We start from the raw sequence: 13,476 nt of genomic DNA, 5'->3' as shown, positions 1-13,476 counted from the left end.
GATCACGTAATTTCAATATTTCTCACCGCCTTTCTATTTATCTATAGATGGAACTAAGGTAATCATCTAATTCATCCGAATCAATATCTGTCATCTGATTCATCGTTTCCTTATGACCACACAAAAACGCCACGAAACCATCAATCTTTTTCTTTGATTGACGTTTACTTGGCGCTTTTTGTCCGTTGATGTTAGTGATTGCTACAACGTTCAAGGTGCAATAAAGGAACAATGGATTATCAAATTGAATTCGTTTCTCATAAAACAACCGTTCGACATCATCAAAAGGAGCGTTCAACACTTTAGGATATTGGGCAACCTCAACGCATTCCAATCCTAAGTTCTCCAATTTCTCAACAAGTTTGTCGCTCATCGCTGGATCATAATTCACTTGTTGTATATCGTATAAATCCATGCAGTCTTCGATGTACTGCAAGATTTGATCTTGATCAATCATTTTACCATCGCAAAATTCAACAAAACCTTGTTCAGCTAAATCGCTGTAAGGCACGTTATCTTCTTTTTCTCGAAACTCTAAATCTTCATTGGGAATAAAATAAAGCTGCTTCACTTTAAGGACCGCTTTTCCATCTTCATCCCACGTTGGGAAGTTTAAAGACACACAGGTCAAATCTCGTGTGCGTGATAAATCCAAACCAATGTAACAAGGTTCACCACTTAAATTTCCAAGCTCTTGGGTAGTAACCAAACACGGCTCTACTTGATCCTGTTCAAAGAAATTATCCGCACCGTTTACAAATACATCCAAGTGCTTCGTTAGAAACTCGGCTTTTGAATGTGCTGAACGTTGTGCCGTTTTAAACGCTGACTCCAAGGCGGAAAGATCAACTGATATCCCCCAGTTAGGATTGCACATTTCCCAAACTTTTCTATCAGTCCAATCATATCCTTTATTTGGCTCATAGATTAAAACAAACGATGAGTCATTGTCATCACGTTTTAACACTTCTTTCGCTTCACGATAAACACGCATGCCAACCGAGCTGCTACCTTTACCCGCTGTTGAAATATTAAACATTAATGGTTGTGGTAATGATATCTGTGCAGACTTAAAATTATCGTATTGTTCCATTTTTTCCTGTTTGTGCAACTCATCATTACAGACAAAATATGGATTCGACCCCTCAATATTTTCAATATTTTTCGTTTGAACAATAAATTTGTTTTTCAGTGCTAAATCTCCATCTAAGTATTCATAAGTAATACTTGATACAGTACCTTTTGGGCCTTTAAATATTTTGGTGCCATCAAGCAAAACAGGATTATTTAAAATGGAGTCAGCAAACGGTTGTGCAGCATATTGCGCCTGAGCAAAATCAGAAGCACATGCATAACAGTTAACAGATAAAGCACCTTCACCATACATCGCATATCCTAAAGCACCCACTGCAATAAGTGTTTTACCATTCTTTTTGGGAATTTGGACATATGCCTCACGAGTTACACGGACAATCTGACCTTTTTCGTTTTCTCGTACCCAACCATAAATCCATGAATAAATAAACTTTTCCCAAGGCTCCAGAATAAACGGTTTTCCAACCATGTCACCTTTTGTATGAACGATAAAAGATTCAACCCAATCCATCATTTCATTTGCACGATCAACATCAAACCAGATATCTTTACGCTTTTTCCAACGATACCAGCGGTCAATTGCTAATCGAACTGTCTTAGGATACTTCTTAGGCCGTTTTCTTACTTCCTTAGCAAATAAATCAGCATAATTTACACCAGGTTCGATCATTTTTCAGTACCTGCCTTCTTACGCCATTTGTTTCTGTGCGCTGCTAGTTCATCTACTGGCTTTTCTTCTGGACGTGTAATTTCTTCATCTTTTCTTGCAGTCGATCCGCCAGTTATTTGTCTACCAGTTTTAGCCTTATTCGTTAGCCCCAACAAATCTAGAGCTTTCATTTTCTTATCTGACCAAGTTTCTACTTGCTGCGCCAATGGATGCTTCGATTGATTAGTGGCACCTGATTTATTCGTGAATTTTTGCGTCTCCGGAAAGCCTTTTTCCTTCCACAAAAGATATTTGTGTTGGTAAATTTCAAAAATATCCAAATATGATTCGATTAATGGATCAAGAGTGATGGTGTACAAATCAGACAAATTCATTATTTTTAAAATACGAGCTTTTTCAGCACTTACTTTTTCATCAACAATCGCTTTACGTTGCGCTTTAGTCGTCATACTTGTATACACCCCCCTTTGTTTTTTGAAAAATTTGACCTAACGATGCGCGTGACTCCCCGCTACCCTATCTCCCCACGCGAAAAAATTTTGAAAATGGATAGGGGGGGTTAATTAAAATACGAAGGAAAAACTTTTTTGTCTTCTGTTTCGTTTTCAACAATTGGATGACATTTTGAACATAAAAGCATGAGATTGTTTGGATCAAGCTTAAGCAGTTCATTGTCTTTGATTGGTACAATGTGATGGACGTGTGCCCTCTTTCCAAAGATGAACTGACCACATCGCTGACAGTGGCCACCTTCTCTTTCGTAAATAAATTGGCGCATATCTTTCCATGCTTGCGTTCGATAGAATGGTTTGTTCTCATGATGATAAACAGACTTTGCTTGCTGCTTCTTCTTGCGTGATCTGCTTGATCTCTTGTGTTCAGTACAGTAGATACCCTTTGCTATCTTGTTCGTGCATCCGTCAAACTGACAGTACTTCATTCTGCTTCACGAATAAGATGGATGATGTCTCCTTTTGCACGGACAGCACCAGGAATATCAATGCCATGTTTCTTAGCATATGCACGTAATTCTTTTGCAGTCATATCTTCTAACTCATCTGTGTCTCCATAGGACTGATCATCGGTAAGTTTTTCTCCATCAAAGTCAGCAGCGGTGTTTCCATCGCTATCTAATTCTTCTCCCGATAAATGAATTTCTTCACCACTCTTGAACAAGACACCATCACCAACGATTGCCTTGGCAACTACAGTCATATCAGTCTGTTCACTTGTATCAAATTTAGGTTCTTGACCTTTCGGAACTGCAACAGTCTTTTTCTTTTCTGAATCCCAATACTCTGTTCCTGTGATGGATGTTCTAATTTTGATCATTGACATTTTGATTCTCTCCTTTGTAATTTGTGCTAATTACTTTTGCACCCATTCGCTCATACCATTCAACCTGTTCTTTTAAGTTAGGTAAGGTCCTAGAGATCAATGCTATGGTCAGCTGAATTTTCCGTTCTGTTCGATCAACTATTGCTCCAGAATATTTTTCAATAGTCAGGCTATTATCAATACTGACACTACAGTGGTTGCCATTCCAGCTTGGCTTGATATCGCTAATCACAATATTTCCATCGGCATCTTTTATTTCATTTTTAATCCAATGCCTACTGTTGTCATCTTCAATCGCTTTTTTATATGCAGTGGCCAGACTTGGTTCTACCTCGATGCTAAGTACCGCTTCATGAAAATCATTCATAGATAAAACTCCTTTCAAAATAAAAAGACCACTCAAAGAGTGATCTAATATGTAAAAACTACATCTCAACAATGAGATGCAGTTATACCTCTGTACGGTTTTACTGACAGGCAGTTATGGATCACCGTAAACCAAAAGTCACTGGCAAGGAGTCGAACCTTGCAGGGGTTACTCTATAGCTTCTGCTATTCACCCTTTATTGCGTCTACCCTTTCCGCCACAGCGACAAATTAATATTGTGAAAATAAATACTAAGTGTATAATTTTATTTATCAGCGAGTGGTCCGCTGAAATAAATTAACGGAAGTGTAAACAATGAATATCTCTGATTTACAAACAATGGATTTTATCATCAAGAACACCGTTTTAACAAAAGAGTCTTATGAAGACTCAAACTTGAAAATACTTTTAAAATGTGACGATATTTTAATGTATGGGGATTTAGTCCGTGTAGAAGACGATTACGTCTGTGAACCTGAGTTTGATATGTTTCATCGTTCAGTTAGACCTCATTATATCGGCACTTCACTTCGTTCAGATGAAACTAAACAAATTGATTTATTCAAAAAAGCTAGACACCCCTTTAAAACAGATTTAGACAAACAATTTTTTATGTTTATTAACAGTGAAAAAAACTTGGAGATCCTTAATAAACTTGTAATCTCTTTAATAAAAGAATTTCCAGAACAAAATGTTTTACCTCATAATTTGTATGATGCAACATTTATAAATGTTTCTGATTCACCTAAAATTCCTGTTGTTAATTTAGACTCTTTTAATTCGGTACAATTTATTTCTATCATTGAGGCTCCCAAAAATTAAAACATACTTCACTCAATATATTGAATTTTTTATTTATCCATAAAAACTGAAAGAGCCACAGATACCAATTAATAAAACGGTTGGGATATCTTGGCTCTTTCATATTTTTTTGACACTAATAGAATATCATGCTGCTAACAATGTTTACATAGCTACAATGACCTAACATTTAGTGAACATTGTAATTTTAGAATAAAGAGAGTTGTTCTTTGTACTTCTCGCTATTGTAAAAATCAATTTCGTTTTCTTTTTTCAATCGGTCAGCTTGTCTGTGTTCATACTCATCTAAAAAGTTCAATGTCTTTCTGATTTCTGCATGTCGCTGTCTGATATACGATGAGCTGTATCCAACGAATTCAGCAATATCTTCTAAGCTCATTTGATCAACATATTTCATCTTAACAATTTGATTATCAATACCAGAAAAGCTATCTATCAGCAATAACATTTCTTCTTTTTGCTCGATCAACAATTCCAATTCATTTTCTATCTTTTGAATATTCTCTTCTAAAGAAGAAGTTCTCGAATTCTTTTCGATGCGGACGTTTGCTAAATCACCACAGACCCATCGATTCAATTCAAGCTTACTTTTATTAAGATTCCACTTTAAGTAAAGAATCTGCTCATCTAGTTCTTGGTAATCTTTTAACCATTGAAATCTCACAAACGCCACCCCTTATATGATAAAATAGTATTGCGCTGCTATCTCGAAAGAGGTGGCTTTTTTTATTTTTTCTTAGCCGTTCCATTCTGGATTGCCTTTTGTTCCAAACGATGTTTTTTCTTCTTGATTTTCGATTTTGTTTTTCCCATACAAACATCCTTTCTGGAATATATATCGTTCGATTTTTACTGTTTAACAAGAGATGACCAAATTTTATTGTTCGCTTTGAATCATCTCTTTGAAAAAATTTTAGTATTTTTGTAAGACCCCCTAAATCAGCTTTTTTTATTTGATATAATATCTTCACAAGGTATTTTACTTGTAAATTAAATCGAGGTGATAATAATGGAAATTGAAAATTTTGAACAAAAAAAACAGATTTTATCAAATTTATTAATTGATGGTTTTGATAACGCAAACTATTCACATAAACTTTTATTTAAAAGCGAGCTAGATGATGAAAAAGAATTTGATAAGCAAAAAGACTTAATGTGCGCCTTAACGTATTTAAATCAGGCTCACGCCAGCTTCACAAATGCCTACACCTTTATTGCTCTTAACGATGAACTTCTTGGTGGTCGTCAAGAATTTGACAACATATTACATCAGTTCACTGAATTTAATACAGAATTCTTAAATAATGTACGAACCAACCACAGCCATCAATGGAGTGATATAGAATTTAAGCGTTTAGTAGATTTCTTTGAAGCAGCAAGCGGTTTATTAAATGGCCACGAAAGAATTCAAGGTCTGATTAATGAGGCTAGAAAATAGACAATAATTGTTTCCCAGCCGACCTTACACGTCGGCTTTTTTGCTTTTTTTAACATTTCTAACTATTTAGCCGAGCAACTATTATTCGTTACGCGATATTCTTTTTTTATTTATCCCATTTGGTAAAAATCATTGGTTCCGGCATAATCTGATCATCCTTTAGCAACGCATCAGGATATTTTTTTCTTAGCTTCTTATTATTCGTATATGTTTTAAGCAACCATTGACTTGCTTCACTTTTGCTTTCACCGGAAAAATAAATTTTCCCTGTTTGGATGCCTGCAAGTTGAATCATCATTTCCACCTCAAATTAGATTTTTTTCTGCTAAATGGAGCAAAAGTAATCCGACATCAAGAATCTTTTGATCCATTATTTCAGCTACTTTGCTCGGCTTAACTCCTTGAGAAAAGAGCAAGCGTGCTTGCTCTATCTCTTCGTGAGTCCAAATAAATTTGGCTTCCTCAAGGATAATTACTGGATCAGTTGCTCTCATTGTTCCTCTGGAAAAATGATGTCTTCCTTATGTTTGGACCAGCTATCTGCATATGGAGCAAAGTATTGTCTAGCTAGTTCGATTTGATCAATTAAAGCAGTCTCTGATAATTCATGATCTGCAGCAATTTCACTCATACTATCGCCTTCATCTAAACGGATAAGAACGTCTCGAATATTTACGGTGACATTTTCTGGTAGTTGTAATGTCGTTGCTGTTTTAATAAAATCATCAACAGTTTCTTTCGATACTAAGATTGTTACATTTTCAACTTCTTCTACACCATCGCCGACATCAAGTGAAGTCTGTTCTTCTTTGAGCATTTCGATTGTGCCATCTGAATTCACAACGTATTCAATATTTGGTTTCTTCGTTTGTTTGTTTACTGGCACTGTGTATTCGATTGTTTCTGGTTGAATTACTACAGTCACTGTTGATCCAAGAAACTCAGTTAGATTTTCAGTGCTACCTCTCAATGATCCGTTGCTAACAACTAGTAATACTTCTGTGTTCCCATTTGATTTTGATGTTACTTTCTTTAATTCTGGTCTGAAATTCACTTGTTTTGTCATTTTATTTTCCCTCCATTAATTTCTTTTTTCTTCGTTCCGTTTGTCTTTTCCGCTGCTGTCTTGCTGATTCAAAACAATCCATTTCAATGAATTTATTGATTTTTGAATCGAACTTAGCAAATGTCACTGGAAAGCCGTATCGATGAGCAAACATCTTCATTTTCAGCATAGAGATCGCATCTTGATAACCTTTGACATCAATCACTTTTTTCACTTGGCCATTCTCATAAATCACAAAATCAGCTCGGTAATAAATCGGTGCAATCTTACGATCGTTGCATAGATACCCTTCTTGCAGCAGAACATTTTCTTGCATGGCACAGTAGGTTTCAGATAAAGGCATAAAACTCATACCGTTTCGTTTTAACTTCATGTAATAACGAGCTTCTGCTTTAGAATCAAAAGTGATGCCGTCTACTTCGTGCTTTTTGTTTCCGTATTTGCTTCTTGTTGCCATTTGCTATACTCCTTCTTTAGTCTTTCGAGTCGTTCTTTCGAACGTCGTCCATTTTCATTGCATATTGGACAAGGTTCACAAGTTGACCATCCAAGCGATGTCTTATACCAAATAACTGTTTCATCGTTGCATTTTAAACAAGTCATTTTGCACCTCTCATCCATGCTTGGTTACTTTTCGGACAACAACACTCTTTTTTCACTGGCTTTGTCTTAGGTTTTGAAAATCGTCTTTTGGGTTTAATAACTTCGACTACTTCGCCGCCACAAACACTTGCAACAAGGTCAGCCTCTTCTTTAGTCGTGTGGTGTTTAGCAAACTCGACACTGGCTTCTCCTCGCCCTCGGCTATCTAAGTAGCACATTTTTTTCACTACAAAGGTCAAACTGGATTCCTCCTTTTGTCTGTCGTTGTTTTGAATACGGCTATGTTTCCTTTTGTCCCATTCATTACACGAGAAAACACTCGCTCGCCGTATGCGTGTTTTAATTGCTTTGATGATAAATTGGTCGTGAATATCGTAGCTTTGTTTAGACGAGCTTCTGTGAGTGATGTGAGAACATCGACATCGTATGGCGTTGCTTGATTGTTTTCTTCCATTCTTCCTAGCTCCGCACCTAGATCGTCGATTACCACGAAATCAGATTTCTTTATCTCAGCCATAAGTGAACCTGTCACAGCTTTTCTTGCTTCTGGATCATTCATTGCAAATTTCAACTGTTCTAAAAGTTCTCGATAACTGATAAATGAACAAGCAATTTTATAATTAGATGCCCTCATGACTTCTTTAATCACTGCAGCGCCTAGATGAGTTTTTCCGGCTCCTGTTCTACCGGTTATCACTGCATGAATCGTGCTACCATTTACAATTTTTTTAGCCCATTCTTGAGCCATCGCTTTTATTTGCGCTGTTTCCTGATCAACTACTTTGTATCCATCAAAATCGAAGGCCCATATTGCATCATCTGTAATCATTGAGCTATTAAGCATTCGATTAATCGCGTCTTTCTTTCTAGCTTCATTCGCTTTTTTGATAGCTTCTTTTTGATTTTTAGTCACCATTTCTCGATAACCACAAATCTTATTGATGCATGTGGGACCACAGCGATCAGTACCATCTTTATTTTTTGTTTTCCAGATATACAATGGATCACCGCATTTCGGGCAATTATGATCTGCTGTTTTTAATCCGCCGTAAGGTGCAGCCATTGCACTTAGTTTTTTATTCATTACCAATCCTCACCTGTTTCTGGTAACTCATCATTAGAAATATTTTGTTGTTTTCTTTTGTTTTTTTGGACAGCCATCTTATCAAAATGTTTTCTCAAACTCGTTGGAGATAAGATCACACCTGACCAGAAGTCATTACTAGTAGCCCAAACGATCATGTCTTGTACTTCTTTTCCAGTTCGTTTGTCAGACTCGATTGTTAAACGAATCGTATTCGCCCATTTATCCAAATCAGGTTCCTTGATGTTTTGATTTTTTCGAATGAGTTTTAATAAAAGAATGGCCAATTTTTTATTTGGATCATCATCTGCATACTCTCGCGTTTTTCGAGAGTTGCGAGGATTATTATTATTCTTTTCATTCTTATCATTCTTATCATTCTTGTTTGTGGACAAGTGCTGGACAGGTGCTGGACGATCGCTGGACAAGTGTTGGTCACTGGATTGATAGTCTTCCCATTTATTTATTGATATGACGCTATATTTAGGAGTTGATGAGATGGACAACATTTCTTCTTTTTCAAATTTTTTTATCCATCTCCATAACGTACGGCTGACAATGACCTGGTCACTCGAAGCCCCTTGGTTGTATTCTTTTGCTAATGCGTCGCGCCCTGTGACAAATTGTCCGCTGGACAGCGACACTTCATTTCCATTAAATAAAAATCGTCTTCCTTCGTGACTAGCTTTCATCAAACACAATAACCAAAGCTTTAACATGCTCGGATTCGTCCAAACGAATGAACTAGTCACTTTACGGTATAACTTGATGTATCCTAGATTCATTCGCAAAGCACCTCCGTTTAAAGATCGTCCATGCTAGTGAATCCAGTAATTGGAAGATTACCTCGACAGTACTCGCACAAACCGCAATGGTTCGGCTTCTCTTCGCCGTTCTTCACTCTGACAATTCTTTCAATTTTTTCTTTTAACATAACCAGCTCATAATCCATATTGTCCTGATCAATCGTGATCAGTCTTGCTTCGCTTGGTGTCTGCTTGGACACTGCGGCGATGATCGGCATAAAACTTTTTCCATATTGTTGGAAAAGTAATTTCTGGTAAATCGCCATCTGAAGCACGTAACCAAAATTGACAATGAACGTTTCTCTTGATCCATAGTTTTCGTTCCATTTCCGCTCGTGCATGTCTTTGGTTGTTTTGATATCAACAAAATACTCATCCTCAACATTCAAGCAATCAATCTTGCCTTTCCATGTCGTTCCGAATAGTTCCCCAGTCACAATCGTTTCTTTCTCACCTTGATAGATGTTCATGAACACTTCTTCTTGTTTAAGTCGTTCAATCATTTGTTCAGCAATTTGGAAATCTTTCAACAATCCATACGGCTTCCGACTAGAAAACATTTTTGATTTATTTTCTTCTTTGAACGCTTCATGTACTTCTTTTGATTCAAAATAAGAATGTACGTAGTTTCCTACGAGTAAGGCTTTGGGATCCGACGTCGGTGCCCAATCGCCTTTCAACTTTGCTAAGGCTGCGGCTTCACATTTTAAAAAGGATTTATATTGTGATGTTGACATGTACTGCCAGTCAGCTTCGTTGGAGTAATAATTTTCATCAGAAAGGGTACTCATCGTCTTCAAATTCTGAGACATCATCTACACCTTCCTCACGTCCAAAATCTGGAATATCGATCAGTTCTTCTTGCACTGGCTCGATATCTTCTTTATCAATAAAATGAGCTTGTTCAATTTCTGGATGACCAGGAACATCAGCAACACGCGTTGTTCCTTCTTGTACATCATCAGGAATCACGATTGGTTCAGCTTCTGTTTGAATTGGTTCAGCAATATTTTTGTTTGAAAAGAATTTTTGTTCGAGAGTAGCCACTTTTTCTGTTTGTGGCGTTACATCTTTCCGATCATTGTCAAATTCATTTTCTAACGTATCTTTTGCAGCTTGAACTAACAAACCGTTATCGTTGCTTGTGTTGATTAATGCTTTAGCTGCTCGATTAATCACTGTCCGTTTAGCCATTTCTTCTGGAAATTCCTTTTGTGGTCCAGAACCCTTCATTTTTGACTTCGCCCAACTTTGATCGATTTGCTTTTTCGTCATGACTGTTGTGGTTTCTTTACCATTTGCTAACTTGATGACTACATAGGCTGCAATGATTTCGTTGTCTAAATTCTCAAATTTTGTTTCATGTTTTTTGACAACCATGTTTGGTCCATCCATTGCAACTTCAAACTCATCGCCTTGTCGAACGACTACAGGCGTAATATCTGCCCCTCCAGTTACACGATCAAGGACCGCCATTGTTCCAAAATATGAACGCATTAGCTGAACCTTGTTTCCGTATTTAATGAAATAGCATTGTTTTTTTGCTGGAGATAACCCTTGAATAACCATGTCTAAAAGTGCATTAGAAATGGAGGTTTTCATTTCTTGATTGTTTGCAGCCATTTGTAGCAAATTTCCACCTGTGTTGTTAGTAAGTTCGAAAAAAGCACTTTTTAACGCATTTTGTGGACTATATCCTGGTGGCATTTCTAAGCCTTGTTCTTGTAACCGTCCAAGATTACTGATTACCTGCTCATCTAATGAACGTTGTGTTGTTTGTGTTAAATCATTTGCCATTCCTAAATTCCTCCTAATTCAATCTTTGGATAATGTTGCTGGACGTACTCTAGAATTGCGTCTACTGGTACATAGCCTTCTTCTGTTAGATAGCAAGTATCACCTGGATACAAAGAATTTCCTTGCCAATCAACACCGACAGGACTAACTTCTTTTGGTGGTTGCTGTCTTGCGCCTAAAGAATCAAAATTATTCATCGTGATCACCACGATAATAAATCATTGCTCTCAACTCGCTTTCAAGTGCTTCAATCCTTTTTTGAACTGATTTGGAAACAAGATTACGAATTTCTTCTTGAATCTCTGTGATACCAAGATCACGTTCAAGTTGGACCTTATGCCACCTGCTTTGTTCTTCTTGGAAAAAACCTCTCCCTAAAAATTGAGTAGACACACCGATGGAAATATCAGTCGTAAGCTCATTAAGATTATTCAGTGCTGGTGATTTCAAGCTGATAAGTAAATCTTCCGCCTCGTTGATTTGATCAATGATATGTTCCATTTTTAAAATTTGCTTTTTAGCTACATCCTTTACACTCATCATTTACCTCCTAAAATTCCCAAAATAATTTAACACTTCCATCTTCACGTTGAATGTTTGAAATACCTTCACTTTCTAGTGCTGCTAGAAATGATGGTGTAAATCCTTTTGAACAAACAGTGCAACTCGTTTTTCCATAGCCTGCTGCAGTCAAGATTTTTTCTTGGATATCTTGTTGCGCTTTATTCATCATTACTTCGAATATTTCATCGCCTAGTCCTTTAACTGAAATCATCAGAATTTGATACCACCTTTCTTGCGATCCATTTTTTCGGCAAACCGTAGAAAGTCCTGATACCATTCCTCAAACTCTGGATCTTCATATTCAATACCAAACAATTGTTTTAAAGTACCGTGAGTTTCACAATTGCATTTATTATTCTGCAAATCACGTTTTGTTTTCTCATACTGTTGGTAAACACTCCACGCAACCAAGCTATCGTTTCCAGCTTGTCCAAGAGCGACTTCCCCTTTTTCATCGACTACACTAACTGACATTCCTAGATCATCATTCGCACATTCAGCTGCTAACTCTTTAATTAAATTTTGGATTTTTTCATTCATTGTGATAAACTCTCCTTGTAATTAGTATTTTTCATGACACGATTTTGCTTGCCGGCGGTCGTGTCTTTTTTTGATAGCTATATCGAGCAGCTATCAGTTTGTGATGATTATCAATTTGTTTTTTCATTACGTCATACCAGTTCTGACTAGCCTTTGTACGATCGGGTTTTATAGTTATTTCTCCTTGTTTCCTTAATAGACAAATTTTTCTGAAAAGCTCGTGCTTTGGTCTATGCAGTAGTCTAGTTAAATAATCAATATTTAATACGTAACCATTTTTATCGAATTTAATTTCTGATATTAATAACTCAACTTCTCTTTTTGTGTACCTGCGTTTTCGATTGCTTTCTAATTGTCCATTTTTCTTCATGATATTAAGACGACAGCGAATCGCGTTCTCAGTTCTATTCAATTCCTGCGCTATTATTGTTACTGGACAACCTGACTGATACATAGAAATTATTTTTTTATCTTCTTGCTGACTGTAACGTTTGTTAGGCGGTTCGATTGGATCATCCCAATAAACTTCATCGATCAAATCTTTTTTACGCATTTGATGGATTTTGGGCCAAATACGCTTTTTATCTATCCCAAGTAACTCAGCTAATTCATTACAATTACAAACAAATCCGCGATGGTCGTATCTGACATTTTGAATAAGAAGTTGCTCCTCTTCTCTTGTCCATTTGTTGTACGACAATTTTCTAACCTCCTTTTTTTATAAAACGGCAAAGACAACAGACAATAAAATGACGTTTAGAACTAAGCTGATATAGCAAAGTGCTTGCAGCTGACGAGCTTTGTATACTGGCTTTTTGTGTTCGGCAAGTGTTGCGAGCAGCATTTTGCTACTCGAGCGCTCAACGATTGGTTTTCTTATTTGCATAGTTGACTCCCCTTCCGGAAAATATCGATCAATAATACGTTGTGCCTCTTCTTTTGTTTTCACGGTATGAGACATATGTCCGTCTGTGATGGTGATCTCTGTCATGTATGTCCTCCTTTTAGATTTTGTATTTAGCCATCAGTTCATCGATGTCTTTTTTGTCATACCTTAAAAAGCCATCTATACGAATTTCTTTTAACCCATGATCTACTAGCTTCTCAAAGCCTTGATCATTTACACCTCCCACATACTTTCTAGCTTCGATTTTTTTCAAATATCGTGTTTCTGAAAGATTCTTTTTTGAAAGCTGATTAAGTGCGTCCTTCACAACTTCAACAATTGCAATTCTCAAACGAGTCAGAAACTCTTCGCTTAGAATATTCATGACTTGCCTCCTATC

General features: G+C 36.7%; 24 protein-coding genes. 2 read left to right on the top strand and 22 right to left on the bottom strand.

Features of this window, described 5'->3' with window-relative positions; genetic code table 11:
• Window positions 1–37 precede the first annotated feature (37 nt).
• The 5 genes from HMPREF2961_RS12735 to HMPREF2961_RS12715 all read right to left on the bottom strand — a co-directional run bounded on the left by HMPREF2961_RS12735 (window position 38) and on the right by HMPREF2961_RS12715 (window position 3,470).
• Complete coding sequence (locus HMPREF2961_RS12735; protein ID WP_070704931.1) at window positions 38–1,765, bottom strand: terminase large subunit; 1,728 nt, start codon at window positions 1,763–1,765, stop codon at window positions 38–40.
• Window positions 1,762–2,214 carry a P27 family phage terminase small subunit gene (locus HMPREF2961_RS12730; protein ID WP_002301332.1) on the bottom strand — a complete coding sequence of 151 codons (453 nt, stop codon included), beginning with the start codon at window positions 2,212–2,214 and terminating at the stop codon, window positions 1,762–1,764. The genes HMPREF2961_RS12735 and HMPREF2961_RS12730 overlap by 4 nt, the downstream gene beginning before the upstream one ends.
• Before the next feature lie 110 nt (window positions 2,215–2,324).
• Window positions 2,325–2,705, bottom strand: a complete 381-nt coding sequence (locus HMPREF2961_RS12725; RefSeq protein WP_002304435.1) for an HNH endonuclease — start codon at window positions 2,703–2,705, stop codon at window positions 2,325–2,327.
• Window positions 2,702–3,103, bottom strand: coding sequence for a Rho termination factor N-terminal domain-containing protein (locus HMPREF2961_RS12720; protein ID WP_070704926.1), 402 nt, complete (start codon window positions 3,101–3,103; stop codon window positions 2,702–2,704). The genes HMPREF2961_RS12725 and HMPREF2961_RS12720 overlap by 4 nt, the downstream gene beginning before the upstream one ends.
• Window positions 3,084–3,470 carry a hypothetical protein gene (locus HMPREF2961_RS12715; protein WP_070704923.1) on the bottom strand — a complete coding sequence of 129 codons (387 nt, stop codon included), beginning with the start codon at window positions 3,468–3,470 and terminating at the stop codon, window positions 3,084–3,086. Before HMPREF2961_RS12715 ends, HMPREF2961_RS12720 begins: the two co-directional genes overlap by 20 nt.
• A 339-nt stretch (window positions 3,471–3,809) precedes the next feature.
• On the opposite strand from HMPREF2961_RS12715, the gene HMPREF2961_RS12710 reads away from it, so the two are divergent.
• Complete coding sequence (locus HMPREF2961_RS12710) at window positions 3,810–4,292, top strand: hypothetical protein (RefSeq protein ID WP_218083195.1); 483 nt, start codon at window positions 3,810–3,812, stop codon at window positions 4,290–4,292.
• Window positions 4,293–4,479: 187 nt separating this feature from the next.
• Here the strand turns inward: HMPREF2961_RS12710 and HMPREF2961_RS12705 are convergent, their stop codons facing one another.
• Window positions 4,480–4,956, bottom strand: a complete 477-nt coding sequence (locus HMPREF2961_RS12705) for a DUF1492 domain-containing protein (protein ID WP_070704920.1) — start codon at window positions 4,954–4,956, stop codon at window positions 4,480–4,482.
• A gap of 345 nt (window positions 4,957–5,301) precedes the next feature.
• On the opposite strand from HMPREF2961_RS12705, the gene HMPREF2961_RS12700 reads away from it, so the two are divergent.
• Complete coding sequence (locus tag HMPREF2961_RS12700) at window positions 5,302–5,730, top strand: hypothetical protein (protein ID WP_002301747.1); 429 nt, start codon at window positions 5,302–5,304, stop codon at window positions 5,728–5,730.
• Window positions 5,731–5,836: 106 nt separating this feature from the next.
• On the opposite strand, the gene HMPREF2961_RS12695 is transcribed toward HMPREF2961_RS12700, so the two are convergent.
• From HMPREF2961_RS12695 to HMPREF2961_RS12620, 16 genes are all read right to left on the bottom strand, one after another.
• Window positions 5,837–6,028, bottom strand: a complete 192-nt coding sequence (locus HMPREF2961_RS12695; RefSeq protein WP_002335802.1) for a hypothetical protein — start codon at window positions 6,026–6,028, stop codon at window positions 5,837–5,839.
• Window positions 6,029–6,035: 7 nt separating this feature from the next.
• Complete coding sequence (locus HMPREF2961_RS12690; protein ID WP_002317594.1) at window positions 6,036–6,224, bottom strand: hypothetical protein; 189 nt, start codon at window positions 6,222–6,224, stop codon at window positions 6,036–6,038.
• A complete protein-coding gene (locus HMPREF2961_RS12685) occupies window positions 6,221–6,796 on the bottom strand; it encodes a hypothetical protein (RefSeq protein WP_002301752.1) in 576 nt (191 codons plus the stop codon). Before HMPREF2961_RS12685 ends, HMPREF2961_RS12690 begins: the two co-directional genes overlap by 4 nt.
• A gap of 1 nt (window position 6,797) precedes the next feature.
• On the bottom strand, window positions 6,798–7,253 hold the full coding sequence (locus HMPREF2961_RS12680) for a DUF1064 domain-containing protein (protein ID WP_002301753.1): 456 nt from the start codon (window positions 7,251–7,253) through the stop codon (window positions 6,798–6,800).
• 142 nt (window positions 7,254–7,395) lie between these two features.
• Complete coding sequence (locus HMPREF2961_RS12675; RefSeq protein ID WP_002301754.1) at window positions 7,396–7,638, bottom strand: hypothetical protein; 243 nt, start codon at window positions 7,636–7,638, stop codon at window positions 7,396–7,398.
• On the bottom strand, window positions 7,635–8,483 hold the full coding sequence (locus HMPREF2961_RS12670) for an ATP-binding protein (protein ID WP_002301755.1): 849 nt from the start codon (window positions 8,481–8,483) through the stop codon (window positions 7,635–7,637). Before HMPREF2961_RS12670 ends, HMPREF2961_RS12675 begins: the two co-directional genes overlap by 4 nt.
• On the bottom strand, window positions 8,483–9,268 hold the full coding sequence (locus HMPREF2961_RS12665) for a hypothetical protein (protein WP_070704917.1): 786 nt from the start codon (window positions 9,266–9,268) through the stop codon (window positions 8,483–8,485). Before HMPREF2961_RS12665 ends, HMPREF2961_RS12670 begins: the two co-directional genes overlap by 1 nt.
• 17 nt (window positions 9,269–9,285) lie before the next feature.
• Window positions 9,286–10,101 (bottom strand): PD-(D/E)XK nuclease-like domain-containing protein, encoded by an 816-nt coding sequence (locus tag HMPREF2961_RS12660; protein WP_176747399.1) that lies wholly within the window; start codon window positions 10,099–10,101, stop codon window positions 9,286–9,288.
• Window positions 10,064–11,086 (bottom strand): recombinase RecT, encoded by a 1,023-nt coding sequence (locus tag HMPREF2961_RS12655; protein WP_070704911.1) that lies wholly within the window; start codon window positions 11,084–11,086, stop codon window positions 10,064–10,066. The genes HMPREF2961_RS12660 and HMPREF2961_RS12655 overlap by 38 nt, the downstream gene beginning before the upstream one ends.
• A 2-nt stretch (window positions 11,087–11,088) precedes the next feature.
• Window positions 11,089–11,283: a hypothetical protein gene (locus HMPREF2961_RS12650; RefSeq protein WP_070704908.1), complete on the bottom strand. Its 195-nt coding sequence runs from the start codon at window positions 11,281–11,283 to the stop codon at window positions 11,089–11,091.
• Window positions 11,276–11,626 carry a hypothetical protein gene (locus HMPREF2961_RS12645; RefSeq protein WP_060789863.1) on the bottom strand — a complete coding sequence of 117 codons (351 nt, stop codon included), beginning with the start codon at window positions 11,624–11,626 and terminating at the stop codon, window positions 11,276–11,278. The genes HMPREF2961_RS12650 and HMPREF2961_RS12645 overlap by 8 nt, the downstream gene beginning before the upstream one ends.
• 10 nt (window positions 11,627–11,636) lie before the next feature.
• Window positions 11,637–11,861, bottom strand: coding sequence for a hypothetical protein (locus HMPREF2961_RS12640; protein ID WP_070704905.1), 225 nt, complete (start codon window positions 11,859–11,861; stop codon window positions 11,637–11,639).
• Window positions 11,861–12,190 (bottom strand): hypothetical protein, encoded by a 330-nt coding sequence (locus HMPREF2961_RS12635; protein ID WP_070704902.1) that lies wholly within the window; start codon window positions 12,188–12,190, stop codon window positions 11,861–11,863. Before HMPREF2961_RS12635 ends, HMPREF2961_RS12640 begins: the two co-directional genes overlap by 1 nt.
• A gap of 31 nt (window positions 12,191–12,221) precedes the next feature.
• Window positions 12,222–12,890 (bottom strand): hypothetical protein, encoded by a 669-nt coding sequence (locus HMPREF2961_RS12630; protein ID WP_002301763.1) that lies wholly within the window; start codon window positions 12,888–12,890, stop codon window positions 12,222–12,224.
• An 18-nt stretch (window positions 12,891–12,908) separates the two neighbouring features.
• Window positions 12,909–13,181 (bottom strand): hypothetical protein, encoded by a 273-nt coding sequence (locus HMPREF2961_RS12625; protein WP_002301765.1) that lies wholly within the window; start codon window positions 13,179–13,181, stop codon window positions 12,909–12,911.
• A 13-nt stretch (window positions 13,182–13,194) separates the two neighbouring features.
• Window positions 13,195–13,461 carry a hypothetical protein gene (locus HMPREF2961_RS12620; RefSeq protein WP_002301767.1) on the bottom strand — a complete coding sequence of 89 codons (267 nt, stop codon included), beginning with the start codon at window positions 13,459–13,461 and terminating at the stop codon, window positions 13,195–13,197.
• Window positions 13,462–13,476 lie beyond the last annotated feature (15 nt).

The organism is Enterococcus sp. HMSC076E04, assembly GCF_001814285.1.
In the GTDB taxonomy this organism is placed as follows: Bacteria; Bacillota; Bacilli; order Lactobacillales; family Enterococcaceae; genus Enterococcus_B; species Enterococcus_B lactis.
This window is presented reverse-complemented; position numbering and strand designations above follow the sequence as displayed.

Bases quoted from the DNA above. Each gene is read 5' to 3' on its own strand.
- HMPREF2961_RS12730 (WP_002301332.1), bottom strand. From the start codon at position 2,214: ATGACGACTAAAGCGCAACGTAAAGCGATTGTTGATGAAAAAGTAAGT.
- HMPREF2961_RS12660 (WP_176747399.1), bottom strand. From the start codon at position 10,101: ATGTCTCAGAATTTGAAGACGATGAGTACCCTTTCTGATGAAAATTAT.
- HMPREF2961_RS12665 (WP_070704917.1), bottom strand. From the start codon at position 9,268: ATGAATCTAGGATACATCAAGTTATACCGTAAAGTGACTAGTTCATTC.
- HMPREF2961_RS12650 (WP_070704908.1), bottom strand. From the start codon at position 11,283: ATGAATAATTTTGATTCTTTAGGCGCAAGACAGCAACCACCAAAAGAA.
- HMPREF2961_RS12690 (WP_002317594.1), bottom strand. From the start codon at position 6,224: ATGAGAGCAACTGATCCAGTAATTATCCTTGAGGAAGCCAAATTTATT.
- HMPREF2961_RS12720 (WP_070704926.1), bottom strand. From the start codon at position 3,103: ATGTCAATGATCAAAATTAGAACATCCATCACAGGAACAGAGTATTGG.
- HMPREF2961_RS12640 (WP_070704905.1), bottom strand. From the start codon at position 11,861: ATGATTTCAGTTAAAGGACTAGGCGATGAAATATTCGAAGTAATGATG.
- HMPREF2961_RS12735 (WP_070704931.1), bottom strand. From the start codon at position 1,765: ATGATCGAACCTGGTGTAAATTATGCTGATTTATTTGCTAAGGAAGTA.
- HMPREF2961_RS12680 (WP_002301753.1), bottom strand. From the start codon at position 7,253: ATGGCAACAAGAAGCAAATACGGAAACAAAAAGCACGAAGTAGACGGC.
- HMPREF2961_RS12710 (WP_218083195.1), top strand. From the start codon at position 3,810: ATGGATTTTATCATCAAGAACACCGTTTTAACAAAAGAGTCTTATGAA.
- HMPREF2961_RS12655 (WP_070704911.1), bottom strand. From the start codon at position 11,086: ATGGCAAATGATTTAACACAAACAACACAACGTTCATTAGATGAGCAG.
- HMPREF2961_RS12670 (WP_002301755.1), bottom strand. From the start codon at position 8,483: ATGAATAAAAAACTAAGTGCAATGGCTGCACCTTACGGCGGATTAAAA.
- HMPREF2961_RS12700 (WP_002301747.1), top strand. From the start codon at position 5,302: ATGGAAATTGAAAATTTTGAACAAAAAAAACAGATTTTATCAAATTTA.
- HMPREF2961_RS12620 (WP_002301767.1), bottom strand. From the start codon at position 13,461: ATGAATATTCTAAGCGAAGAGTTTCTGACTCGTTTGAGAATTGCAATT.
- HMPREF2961_RS12715 (WP_070704923.1), bottom strand. From the start codon at position 3,470: ATGAATGATTTTCATGAAGCGGTACTTAGCATCGAGGTAGAACCAAGT.
- HMPREF2961_RS12625 (WP_002301765.1), bottom strand. From the start codon at position 13,181: ATGACAGAGATCACCATCACAGACGGACATATGTCTCATACCGTGAAA.
- HMPREF2961_RS12685 (WP_002301752.1), bottom strand. From the start codon at position 6,796: ATGACAAAACAAGTGAATTTCAGACCAGAATTAAAGAAAGTAACATCA.
- HMPREF2961_RS12725 (WP_002304435.1), bottom strand. From the start codon at position 2,705: ATGAAGTACTGTCAGTTTGACGGATGCACGAACAAGATAGCAAAGGGT.
- HMPREF2961_RS12635 (WP_070704902.1), bottom strand. From the start codon at position 12,190: ATGAATGAAAAAATCCAAAATTTAATTAAAGAGTTAGCAGCTGAATGT.
- HMPREF2961_RS12645 (WP_060789863.1), bottom strand. From the start codon at position 11,626: ATGAGTGTAAAGGATGTAGCTAAAAAGCAAATTTTAAAAATGGAACAT.
- HMPREF2961_RS12695 (WP_002335802.1), bottom strand. From the start codon at position 6,028: ATGATGATTCAACTTGCAGGCATCCAAACAGGGAAAATTTATTTTTCC.